At 50.0% G+C, this 12,298-nt stretch carries 11 protein-coding genes; 1 reads left to right on the forward strand and 10 read right to left on the reverse strand.

The genetic code is table 11. The annotated features are described in order from the left end of the window. Positions 1-128: 128 nt before the first annotated feature. From ACE3MQ_RS02565 to metH, 8 genes are all read right to left on the reverse strand, one after another. Positions 129-1,208: an SAM-dependent methyltransferase gene (locus ACE3MQ_RS02565; protein WP_379390281.1), complete on the reverse strand. Its 1,080-nt coding sequence runs from the start codon at positions 1,206-1,208 to the stop codon at positions 129-131. Positions 1,209-1,265: 57 nt separating this feature from the next. Further along, on the reverse strand, positions 1,266-1,616 hold the full coding sequence (locus tag ACE3MQ_RS02570) for a cyclic-phosphate processing receiver domain-containing protein (protein ID WP_379390717.1): 351 nt from the start codon (positions 1,614-1,616) through the stop codon (positions 1,266-1,268). Between the two features lie 35 nt (positions 1,617-1,651). Further along, positions 1,652-2,509, reverse strand: a complete 858-nt coding sequence (locus ACE3MQ_RS02575; protein WP_379390283.1) for a deoxyribonuclease IV — start codon at positions 2,507-2,509, stop codon at positions 1,652-1,654. Next, positions 2,499-3,317: an Fpg/Nei family DNA glycosylase gene (locus tag ACE3MQ_RS02580; RefSeq protein ID WP_379390719.1), complete on the reverse strand. Its 819-nt coding sequence runs from the start codon at positions 3,315-3,317 to the stop codon at positions 2,499-2,501. The genes ACE3MQ_RS02575 and ACE3MQ_RS02580 overlap by 11 nt, the downstream gene beginning before the upstream one ends. A gap of 32 nt (positions 3,318-3,349) precedes the next feature. Further along, complete coding sequence (locus ACE3MQ_RS02585; RefSeq protein ID WP_379390285.1) at positions 3,350-4,156, reverse strand: TIGR01457 family HAD-type hydrolase; 807 nt, start codon at positions 4,154-4,156, stop codon at positions 3,350-3,352. After that, the gene (locus ACE3MQ_RS02590; protein WP_379390287.1) at positions 4,153-5,238 is read right to left on the reverse strand and encodes a Gfo/Idh/MocA family protein; all 1,086 of its coding nucleotides are present in this window, start codon (positions 5,236-5,238) and stop codon (positions 4,153-4,155) included. Before ACE3MQ_RS02590 ends, ACE3MQ_RS02585 begins: the two co-directional genes overlap by 4 nt. Before the next feature lie 204 nt (positions 5,239-5,442). Further along, entirely contained in the window at positions 5,443-6,375 is a 933-nt protein-coding gene (gene rnz / locus ACE3MQ_RS02595; protein WP_379390289.1) for a ribonuclease Z, read from the reverse strand. A 243-nt stretch (positions 6,376-6,618) separates the two neighbouring features. Continuing rightward, a complete protein-coding gene (gene metH / locus ACE3MQ_RS02600) occupies positions 6,619-10,059 on the reverse strand; it encodes a methionine synthase (RefSeq protein WP_379390291.1) in 3,441 nt (1,146 codons plus the stop codon). A 206-nt stretch (positions 10,060-10,265) separates the two neighbouring features. On the opposite strand from metH, the gene ACE3MQ_RS02605 reads away from it, so the two are divergent. Continuing rightward, positions 10,266-10,808, forward strand: a complete 543-nt coding sequence (locus ACE3MQ_RS02605; RefSeq protein WP_379390293.1) for a 1,2-dihydroxy-3-keto-5-methylthiopentene dioxygenase — start codon at positions 10,266-10,268, stop codon at positions 10,806-10,808. Positions 10,809-10,904: 96 nt separating this feature from the next. Here ACE3MQ_RS02605 and ACE3MQ_RS02610 read toward each other — a convergent pair whose 3' ends face one another. Next, entirely contained in the window at positions 10,905-11,699 is a 795-nt protein-coding gene (locus ACE3MQ_RS02610) for an HAD family hydrolase (RefSeq protein WP_379390295.1), read from the reverse strand. A 62-nt stretch (positions 11,700-11,761) separates the two neighbouring features. Next, positions 11,762-12,298: a hypothetical protein gene (locus ACE3MQ_RS02615; protein ID WP_379390297.1), complete on the reverse strand. Its 537-nt coding sequence runs from the start codon at positions 12,296-12,298 to the stop codon at positions 11,762-11,764.

The following is a 12,298-nucleotide window of genomic DNA, read 5'->3' on the forward strand; positions in this document are numbered from 1 at the left end:
TCCGGTTATGCCGGAGCAGAATCATGGGATACTTTCCCTTCATTGGCTAATGTATAATTTTGGAATCAGTATACGTGATTATACTGCGATTTGTAAAGCATTTTTTGCTTTTCCTTTAATTAATCACGTTAATATTTAATCATGTATAACGTAATTTCATCCCGATTATGAAACAACTGCTTTGCTCTCTGTACCTGCATTCGGGACTGCTGAAACATATCGATTACCTCTTGGATCAGCGCCATCGGCTTCTTGCTCAGCAGCTTCACTGTCACGATGGCCGTGCCGCCTGGCACTAATGCGTACAGCAATTCGCTGACCAGCCTCGCCGTTAGCTTCGGACTCCAGCTCATATCGCAGACGAGCAGGTCAAATTGATGCTCGCGGAACTTCACCTCTCCGGCATTTTTTCTTAACATCGTAAGATTCGGAGCGTTCTGTAAGGATGGGTGCATTTTGGCCGGATCTACAGCCGTTACTTTAAGGCCGCGATCCAGCAAAAATGAGGTCCATCCTCCAGGTGCCGCGCCGATATCCAGCGCTTCGCGGAAGACTGAGAAATCAATGCCGAAGGTCAGCTCCGCCTCCAGAAGCTTGAATTTCGCTCTGGAGATTTGCCCTTCCTCCCGCTGAAATCGTACAGCACCGCCATTCCAGTCGGATATGTTATGAGCTGGCTGTGATATGCCTGCGTAAATAAACTCTTTTCCTACAAAAACAGAAACGATGTAATCAGCATCGCGAACCACAAATTCAGCTTTCAGCTCGCTTAATCTGTTCTGGAGCATATCCTTTAGCTCCGCCGTGCTGTCGCTCCACAGGGAGTGCTCTGACTTTCTGGGTTGTACAGCGATTGTAGCTGCATCCCGAAGCCTTGGATCTGACATTGCCGCTGCAACCAGCTCATCTATCCCGGCAGCAAGCTCACCTTGTTCTGAAGCCCGCCATTCCCAGTCGATATGAAAAAGATGCCGCAAAAACACTGGAGGCTTGCCTGCAATTGCCTCGATAACCTGCTCCGCCTCTTCCTGCAATGTGACCCGCAGCACCTCACCGGGAATGAGAACCGTACTCTTCACCGCACCGAATAATCGGCGCAGCTCTTCCTGTGCATATGGCGCAAAGCCATGATTCGCCGTACAAATCCAATGGGTAGACGTACCCTGTTTATCGCCTGTCTCACTTGGTTCGATTTCCTGATTTTTCAACGCGCAAAACCCCCAGAAGTAATTGCCGGATTCACGACGGCTTCATTTCAACTTTTTTTATTTGCGGGCGCTTCTTCTGGTCAAACTCTCAATTTCATCCAGGCGGTCAAATGGAATCGGTCCGTTATGCAGAATTACGCACTCTGGCTTGTTTTGATACAATATTTCGTACATACTCTTCTTCCCCGCCATACTCGAGGTGTGCAAGAAAATTTCTCTCGGATACAGCCCTTCCCTCGCGATCGCGGAAGCAACCTCCGCCCCCGTCTTCTCTCCCGGCCCCATATCGTAATCCAGGGACAGGATGTCGACTTCGGAAATTCGCAGAAGTTCTATACATTCATCGACGGTCCTGACTAATGTAAAACCTAAGGGACAGCGCCGCAAATCATCCATATATACATGAATCACTGTTCTTCGTCCTTTCCCGCGGAATTCCAGCACTAGGCTTTCACCCACCGCCTCACCCGTTCCATATCTTCTCTATAGGTTCCGTCTTCGCCTTTCTCACTTTCAAATATGCATGGTATTCCTTGTACTTCTTCCAGCTGAAGCAGCTTGCGAAAGCCTGCCTCTCCAATATAACCTTCACCTACCCGAGCGTGCCGGTCTTTACGGGAATATGCCGGATATTTCGAATCATTCAAATGAATCACGGCTAAACCATTCCAAAAATCCAATTCAGCCGCCTTAGTTGCAAATGATTCGTCATGTTCACCGACCCACATTCCAGAGGCAAACGCATGACAGGTGTCGAGACAAAACCCGATGCTGTCCGGCGAGCGGCACAGCTTGCGAATTTGAACGAGCTCCTCCAGAGTTATTCCCATATCTCCGTGGTCGCCAGCCTGATTTTCGATGATCAGCTTAGTTCTGCCTCGCCAGTCGGAAAGCACTTCATTTATACATTGTATAATATTTTGATAACCTTGTAAGGGGTTTCCAGCCTTATATGTGCCAAAATGAACAATTATTCCCAAAGAGCCACAAGCTTCTGCAATCTCCAGATCATTTCGCAGTGAATTTACGGTTCTTTCAAATTGTTCACGGGCGTTGCTCCTATCCACCGCCAAGTTACTTGGATATGGCGTATGAGCTACGGTCAAAATCCCATGCTCCTCGCATAACCGCCGGCAGCGTTCCGCATCCTGACGATCAAAATCTTTTACCGTCAAGCTTCTTGGATTTTTGGGAAAATACTGAAACGCGCCTGCACCGGAAGAAATAGCGATTTGCGCAGCTCCAGCATACCCGCTGCGGATGCTGAGATGTCCGCCTACTACCGGCTCATTAGCGCTCATGCTGGCAGCCCGGGCTGTGGAACACTTTTTTACCGGCAATTTCGGTCTTCACGATATCATCCCCGCAGCGATTGCATTTTTCCCCTTCCCGATCATATACCTGGCATAGCTCATTGAATCCGCCCGTAAGCTGATCATCCTTCGTCAGCGGAAGCTCTATGTAGCCCCCTGCTTCTGTAGCATGGATCAAGACATCCCGGGCTGCTTGATATAAGCCTGACAGATCATCATCGGATAGATTCTGCAGCTTGGAGGAAGGACGCAGCCCTGCGGCAAACGCAATTTCATCCGCATAGCAGTTGCCGATCCCGGCAACGATTTCCTGATTCACCAGCGCTGTCTTCAGGCTGCCGCGGCGCTTGCTGAAAATGGCCTTGAACTTTTCTTCATTCATCTTTCGATCAAGCAGCTCCGGCCCTAAATCGGATAACAGTTCCTCCGCTTCCTTCGCCGTGTGCAAATGCAAGTAACCGAGCCTTAACCCGATAAAATAAAGCACCATGCCGTTGCCAAAGGAAAGTTCAATTTGCGTATTGCGCTCAGGACGGTCTTCTGATGAGCCTAGATACAACAGTCCGCCAAGCATCAGGTGCAGCATAAGACGGCGCCCATTATCCAAATGAAACAGCAGATGCTTGCCCCGCCGTTCAATAAAAATAACCTGTCTTCCCAGCAGAGCATTTATAAACGCATCCGGATCCAAATTCACAGACTTCTCCCGGTTAATCACAATATTTGTTATTGGCGAATCCAAAATATAATTGGATAGCTGAATTCGATAATTATCCATTTCCGGCAGTTCCGGCATCGTCATCTTTCCCTTCTCTATCTCATTACGCCTTAGGTCGCCGATTCCAGTGAACTGACGACCAAGGATTGGACATCGGCCAAGCTTTCGCAAATTTTATCCGGTGTAACGCCGGTTTTTGTCATGAGCTCATGCAAATTATCACGGTTCGTCACTCCGGTCAAGGCCAATATGGTTCCGCAGCCCGCATGGACACCGGCCGAAATGTCCGTAAACATATTATCACCAATTACCGCCGTCTCATCAGGTCGTACGCCCAAGCGGTCCATCGCATGCTTCATCAAAATTTTCGAGGGCTTGCCGATGATTACCGGCTCGGCGCCCGAAGCTGCCACGATGGCAGCCGAAATCGTTCCAGCCCCCGGCATGAGCCCTTCCTGGCCCGGAAGCAGCAAATCTGGATTCGTCAAAATATATTGGGCGCCGTCCGCGATCCATCTTGCGGCCTGGGCCAGCTTCTCATAGGAGAAGGAGCGGTCAATGCCCTGCACCACATATTCGGGCTGCACCGTATCGATCGTCACTCCTGCCAGCTTCAACGCTTCCAGCAAGCCGTATTCACCAATGGGCGCTACTCTAGCACCTGGCTGCACATCCGCGATGTATTCTGCGGCGGCAACGGCGGAGGTGCATACATCCTCCGCTTGCGCGGGGATCCCCATCTGCCGCAAATGCTCCGCAACGTCTTCAGGCGTCCGCGAAGAGTTGTTGGTTACGAATAAATACGGTATATGATTATATTTCATTGCATTAATTAATTCATCAGCTCCAGGCATCATGCGGTTGCCATGATACATGGTGCCGTCCAAATCGATAAGATAAGCGCTCCACTTCGTCAACGAGCTCCCTCCTTCTTCCGAACTTGATCGACATATTGCTCTACTCGAAGCGCATCGGCCAGCGTTGGTGCGAGTCCCTCAAATTCATCCTTATCGACGAGTCTCAGCATGAAATGATGCAGTGCAGCAAAATGAGAGTCTACAAATATGCCCATCGTGGCCTTCGCGTCAGGAAGCAGTTGAAGGCCCGCTGGTTCCGGGCAGTGGCTTAAAGCCCCTCGGAGCAGATGTACCTTGGGATAGACGTCCTTTTCCAAGTCCATAACAATACTTCCCTGGGTTCCGACAATTTGAACCGTAAAGGCATCGCTTCCCCATGCTATGCGCGATACTTCCACCATACCACGGACACCCGTAACCGTCTCATAATTTATAGCAGCCCAATCATCCACCTCTATGGCGACTTTTCGTTCACTTCCCGGTTCAGCACGTCGTTCATTTACAAATGTCTCGGTAGTGCCCTCAAATCGCGCTAAATCTCCGAACCAGTGGCAAATGAGATCAAGTGCATGCACCCCGATATCAGTAATGGCTCCGCCGCCTGACATTTCACTACTGACTCGCCAACTGAAGGGTCGTTCCTGATCCAGATAGCCGGAGCGAAGATACGATATTTTACATTGCAGCACCTCACCGATGCTCTGCTGGCGCAGCAGCTCCGTAGTTCGCTGGACTGCCGGATGATAGCGAAATATTAACGCAACCTGCGCAGTTAAATGAGCAGGAAAACCAGCGGCTGCTTGTGCGGATTCTTTATAATTATCGGCAATTGGCTTCTCGCAGTAAAGCGCCTTCCCCGCTTCCCCTGCCGCGCGAATGCTTTCTGGATGCGAAGCGTTAGGAGTACATACACTCACCGCAGCTGCCGATTCCCGGTTCACTGCCTCCGCGATGCTGTCCGTAATGTGATCAAAGCCCATAGCATTGGCCTGCTCTTTATGTAAATCTGGATGACGGGTAACTAGCGTATCCAGTACCGGTATAAAGGGAACTTTCTTAATAACAGGCAATGCCCGCAATGCGACGATATGTGTTCTGGCGATTGTACCGAAGCCGTGCAGAACAAAAGGAATTTTTCTCATTTGGCACCTCCCGTAAACATCTGCTTCCCTATATTCTACATAGAAAAACAAAGCAGAGGCAAATTTCACCCCTTCTTAGTTTCCATGAAGCAAATTAGAGCCGCATCAAGTCGAAAGGCATCGAAGCGGGATAAGTTTACGTGATGCGCCTTTATCAAACTTTGAAACGGCCTGTCATTTCCTGCGCTTTCCCGGAAAATATTTTTATTCCATTGCACGTTCCACTCCGTAGAGGACATGCTCACGCGCTATTCTGGAATTCAGGAAAACTTCCCGCGCTTCCTGTTCTAGCTGCATTAATTGATCCTCATACTTATAACGGGAGCTGAGGTGGGTTAGGAATAGCTGCTTAGCTCCGGCTTCCCGTGCAGCCTCTGCCGCTTGGCGGGCTGTGCTGTGGTAATAAGTATGTGCCGTATTCTTCAACTCATGGAGGAATGTAGATTCATGCACCAGCACATCCGCATTGCGTGCTAATGAGAGCACGGAATCACATGGACGCGTATCGCCAAGGATCGTAAGGATCCTTCCCTTCTTCGGCTTGCCCTGTACTGCAGAAGCATGCAGGATCCGACCGTCCGGTGCTTCTACGCTCTCGCCGCGTTTTAATTTTCCATAGAGCGGGCCCGGACGAATACCGTAGCTCTCTAACACAGCGGTATCGAGCTTGCCGGGCAAATCCTTCTCGGTAACCCGATAACCATAGCTGGTCACCCGATGCTCCAGCAGCGAAGCCTCTACCCGAAAGGATTCATCCTCGAACAGCAGTCCGCCGTCATGCTCGACGATATCCAGGATATAGCTGATGTGCGATTCGCTCAGCTCCAGACAGGTATGAATATACTGCTTCAATCCAACCGGGCCATAAATCGTCAGGGGATCCTCCCCCCCTTGATAAGCACGGCTGGAGATCAGTCCCGGCAGACCGAATAAATGGTCTCCATGCAGATGCGTGATGAATATTTTCTCCAGCTTACTCAGCTTGAGAGGAGAACGAAGAATTTGATGCTGGGTTCCTTCACCGCAGTCGAACAACCAAAACGACCGCCGTTCTTCAAGCATGCGGAGTGCAAGCGAAGTCACATTACGCTCTAAGGAAGGGACGCCTGCATTAGTTCCCATGAAATATAGCTCCATTCTTCTCTCTCCTTTTTATTGACTCGCCTCTAAATGATGATTCGACTGCATCTTCGAGCCTGCTTCGATAGGGGCTTTTCTTTAGATCTATGAAGGCACAAACTTCGATGAACCGGCATCCTTAGATCGCAAGAAAAGCTACCTTTAATGATGGATTCGACTGCATCTTCGAGCCTGCTTCGATAGGGGCTTTTCTTATGGCCAAAACCCTCCGGGACCCGGAGGGTTTTGCTAAATTATACACTAGGCTTTATCAACGTTAAAATATTGCGCCTGTGGGTGAGCAAATACCATGGCGGATACCGATGCTTCCGGCTCCATCATGAAGCCTTCCGTCAGCTCGACTCCAATATCCTCCGGCTTCAGCAGCTCAAAGAGCGGCCCTTGATATTCCAGATCAGGACAAGCCGGATAACCGAAGGATACGCGAATGCCTTGATAACGCGCGCCAAGGCGCTGCTTCATCGTCATATCCTGCGGATCCGGGAAGCCCCAGGTATCGCGCATCATATGGTGAACCCGTTCAGCAAGACCTTCTGCCACTTCCAAGGCTACGGATTGCAAAGCATGGGAGCGAAGATAATCACCCTGCTCCTTCAGCTTCTCGGAACGATCGCGAATGCCTTGTCCGGCACTCACAACGAGGAAGCCAACATAATCCATGATTCCGCTATCGACGGATTTCAGGAAGTCGGACAGGCAGAGGTAAGGCTCAACGCGCTGACGCGGGAAGTCAAACGTCTTCAGCACCTTGGAATGATCCTCGGGATCATAAATAATGATCTCATTCCCGGAGGATTGCGCAGGGAAGAACTGATACATCGCCTGAGCTTGAATAATGCCGTCCGTGACCGCCTCATAAAGAATTTGATCGACGGTCTCCTTCAATTGAACTGCTTTCGGATCCTCTTTAGCGATCAGCTGCTCTACCGAGCCGCGGAGTCCCAAATGGTGTCCAAGCAGCATCTGCATATTGATATAAGGAATAATATGGCTTATCGGATAGTTGCGCAGGATATGCCGCTCCATATCGGGCGGAGTAAATACCGGCGCATCCGTAGAGATGTTGGAGCGCTCGACACGGGTCAACTGCGGCAGTTCTTTAACAGCAACGGCTACGCTAGCTTCCGCCTCTTTTTCGGCCTCCATCTCAACGCGCATCTCTTCTCTTTTGACCGGGTCCATGATTTTGTTCGCCAAATCCAGCCCATCCATGGCATCCTTGGCATAAATGACCATGCCGTCGTATTCCGGGCGAATTCTCGTCTTCGTAAACTTGCGGGTCAGCGCAGCTCCTCCGACGAGAATCGGTACCTCGATCCCCGCGGTACGCAAATCTTGCGCAGTCAATACCATTTGCTGTGCGGACTTAACCAAAAGCCCGGATAAACCGATTGCATCCGGCTTCTCTTCCCGGTAGGCTTCAATAATGCGCTCCGGTGGTACTTTTATACCCAAATTAATGATTTGGTAACCATTGTTGGACAAAATGATCTCCACCAGGTTCTTCCCAATATCATGCACGTCGCCTTTAACGGTAGCCAGCAGGATTTTGCCTTTCACCGAGGACTCGTCCTTCTCCATAAACGGCTCAAGGAAAGCAACCGATGCCTTCATGACTTCAGCACTTTGCAGAACCTCTGCAACGATCAGCTCATTGTTGTTGAACAAACGGCCGACCTCTTCCATGCCTGCCATCAGCGGCCCGTTTATGACGTCAAGGGCGCTATACTTCTTAAGAGCCTCCTCCAGATCCTGGATCAACCCTTCCTTGCTGCCTTCTACAACGTAGTTTGCCAGCCGCTCCTCCAGCGTCATATTGTCAGCCTTGACCTTCTTCTCTACCTTCTTGTCCCGGAAAGCAGCGACAAACGCTGCGAGCGTCTCGTCATTCGTATTGAAAATAAGCTCCTCCGCCAAGCGGCGGTCTTCTTCAGAAATTGAAGCGTAGCGCTCGAGCTTCTCCGTATTGACGATCGCGTAATCGAGCCCTGCTTTTGTACAATGATATAAATAGACGGAATTCAGCACTTCCCGCCCTGCATCCGGCAGGCCGAAGGAAATGTTACTTAGGCCAAGAATCGTCTTGGCTCTAGGGTATTTCTCCTTGATCATGCGAATACCTTCGATCGTCTCCACGGCAGAACCGATGTACTGCGGGTCGCCCGAGCCAACCGGGAACATATTCGGGTCAAAAATAATATCCTCCGGCTGCATGCCGTACTTATGAACGAGCAGCTCATACGCACGGGTAGCCACTTCCATCTTCGCTTCACGGGATACCGCTTGACCACGCTCATCAATCAGAATGCAAACGACCGCGGCGCCATATCGGTGGATAAGTGGTACGATCTGCTCAAACTTCGTCTCTCCGTCCTCAAGATTAATGGAGTTAATTATCGCTTTACCCTGAGAATATTTAAGCGCTAGCTCAATAATATGGTCATAGGTAGAATCGATCATAATCGGCGCTTTGATCTTCTTCGTGACCATTGGGTAGAAGTTCTTGACCGCATACGCTTCATCGATATCGGTATCCTGCAGGTTAATATCGATGACCATCGCTCCGCCCTTCACCTGGGAGCGGGCAATTTCGGAAGCCTCATCGAACTTCTCTTCCTTGATCAGACGTTTGAATTTCCGCGAACCGGAAATATTCGTCCGTTCGCCGATCATAATCGGCCGGTTGTCTTCCTCGATATATACCGTCTCTACACCGGATACAGCTGCGGGATGCTTACCGCTAAGCTCACGCGGTGCATATTGACTCATCGTCTCTACGAGCGCGGCAATATGCTCTGGCGTCGTGCCGCAGCAGCCCCCGGCTATGTTCAGCCAGCCCTGCTCTGCAAAGGCGCCCATCTTCATGGCCAGCGATTCCGGTGATTCATGGTATTTGCCGTTCTCATCAGGCAGGCCGGCATTCGGGTAGCAGCTCACACCAGCGCTGGACATATCGGACAAGGTACGGATATGATCACGCATGAACTCAGGACCCGTGGCGCAGTTCAGACCGAAGGAAATCGGCTGCAAATGCTCCAATGAAATATAGAAGGCCTCGATGTTCTGTCCAGCCAGTGTCGTGCCCATCGGCTCAATCGTGCCTGAAATCATGAGGGGCAGCTTCTTGCCTGCAGCCTCATACGCACGGGAAATGCCAATGCTGCCCGCCTTCACGTTCAGCGTATCCTGCGACGTTTCCAGCAGCAGTACATCTACACCGGCTTCAACCAAAGCAAGCGCCTGCTCCTCATAGCTCTCGATCAGCTCATCGAAAGTAACGCCTCCCGTGACGGATAGCGTCTTTGTCGTCGGGCCCAAGGCACCTACCACGTATCTTGGGTGTTCGGGCGTGCTGTACTTCTCGGCAGCAGCGATCGCCAAGCGGGCTGCTGCTAAGTTGATTTCACGCGCCTTGTCTTGTATATCGTATTCAGCCAGTACGACGGAGGTCGCACCAAACGTATTTGTTGAAATTAAATCTGCTCCGGCTTCCAAGTACTTCTCGTGAATCCCCTGGATCACGTCAGGACGGGTGAGCACGAGCATCTCATTGCAGCCGTCCAGCTCTTCGCCGCCGAAATCGGCTGGCGATAAATCCTCCTGCTGAATCATAGTACCCATGGCACCGTCGAGGATCAATATTCGTTCTTTCATTCTGGAATCCAAGCTAGGCTTACTCATGAACTTTATCCCTCCCACAAAACATTAACATTTAGTTTAACAGAACAAAGTGCTAAAGAAAAGGTTCAAACCATATTTACATGAATGTGCAAACCCTTTTACGGCGTGAGATAAGACAGATGAACCGCAAATGAATTTAAGTGTCGACAATCCGGGGAGGTATCGGATATAATGCAATCATATCCAAAAGAAAGCGGGGTAATCCCATGGCGGAAATCAGAATAAGAAACACGAACGAAATTATTTCAGGAGACGATAATGTTCGGGAATTCCTGAATCGATATGAGGTCATTTATGAGCATTGGAACGTAGGCAAACTGCCTGCCGAGCTCCAAAACAATTTCACCTTATCCGACGAGCAAAAAAGCGAAATTCTGAATACCTTTGATGCGGAAATTCAAGATTTGGTCGCACGCCGGGGATATCGGACGTGGGATGTCATTACACTAAGCGAGGCTACGCCGAATATCGAAGAGCTGCTTGCCAAATTCGAGCAAGTTCATACGCATACAGAGGACGAAATCCGAGTGATTGTCTCTGGTGCAGGAACGTTTATCATTAAGGGCGATGATGAAACGGGTTATTTTGACGTCAATCTCGTGCCGGGAGATCTGATCTCCGTTCCTGAAAATACCGCGCATTTCTTCACATTAACCGATGAACGCAAAGTCGTGGCCGTCCGCCTCTTCGTGGAAGAGAACGGCTGGATCGCGCATCCTTACAATGACCCAACGTTCCAAAAAGCATAAATTAGCGCTAAAAAGTTACAAAAAAAGAAGCTGCTCCGATCTCCACCAGCGAGGATATCGATAGCAGCTTCTTATGATTATTGGTGTTGTTCTAAGCTAATTGGCAGCATTAATAATGTCATGAAGCTCGGATAAATGCTGGATTTCGTAATCCGGAACGATTTCATCGTCTCGTGTATGACCAACCCGGTTGATCCACACGGCCGTCATGCCTACGCTAAGCGAACCTTTAATGTCTGTAGTCAGCTTATCTCCGACCATAATCGCTTCCTTCGCATCAACCCCAAGCCGCTCCAGCGCATGCTGGAATATCGTCGAATCGGGCTTGCCTTTGCCAAACGCGCCGGAAATGATAATTTCATCAAAAAATGGCGCAAGCTCCGGAACCCCGTCCAGCTTCTCCTGCTGCAATGCCGGGCAGCCATTCGTAAGCAGCAGCAGCTTGACTTTCCCTTGAAGCTCCTTCAGAACTTGAAAGGTCTCTTCGTATACATGCGGACGGGAGCGGCGCTCCTTGCCGAACTGTTCGGCAAGCTCAGCCGCGAGTTCTTCGTTATCTACACCTAGAGCAAGCAGCCCGCGGCGCCAGGATTCCTTGCGATATACCGGCGCCAGTTGCTCCAGCTTGCGGAATTCAGGCTGCTCGCCAGCCGAAAAATGAGCCCATAGCCCTTCAAATGGATTAATCCCGATCATTTTTGTAAATGGAAAGGTCTCATACGATTCGTATAGCTCTCTGGCTTCCTTGCGCACTGCTTCCTCCAGCTCCACAGGATTCGTGCCCACCGCTGCTTGCGCCTTCAGGCAGGTTTCTGTAAAGGCCTCTCTCACACTACGCTCGTCCCAGAGCAACGTATCGTCTAGATCGAAACATACCGCTTTGATTGTCATCTTATCTCTGTCCTCTCTTCTCCCAATGAATAAGTTGTTAGATCATGTGCATTCTAGTACATTTATTCGTTAATGAAATTAACCTTATGCGTTTTAGCGAATGTCTCTAATCGTTCTGCCATGGCTGGCGTATCGAACAAATTACGTCTGCGGTGAAACACCCAATTCTGTCCGCTAGCTTTTGGCGTAATCACGATTTTGTTAGCAGATGCAGTGATCTTGCTAATTTGTCCGGCTTCCAGCATCCGATCCCGATTAAATTTCGCCGTGAACAAGTAGTTTTTGTTAATGCGCAGATAGGGTTTATTAAGAAATAAAGCTACTGCTAAAATAACGTAAAGGACAATCGTCAGCCAGAACATCGTCGTGCTTACCTCTGCTCCGCCGCCCGCCAAAGCTACACCCGCGTATAATCCAGCCAGAAGAATAAGCAAAAACGGAAGGATTATTTTTCGGCCTTTAAAAATATCCCCGTCTCCCCTGGCTCCCATCGTTCTCCCCGTGCCGGTTCGGCCGCTGCTCTTGTTGTTCAGCGGATTTTTCCCTTTCTTGTTCAGTTTCATCTGGTTGCGCTCAACTTTTCTGTCAAATGAAGCCAT

The sequence above is a fragment of the Paenibacillus lentus genome (assembly GCF_042714055.1).
Taxonomy (GTDB): Bacteria; Bacillota; Bacilli; order Paenibacillales; family Paenibacillaceae; genus Fontibacillus; species Fontibacillus lentus_A.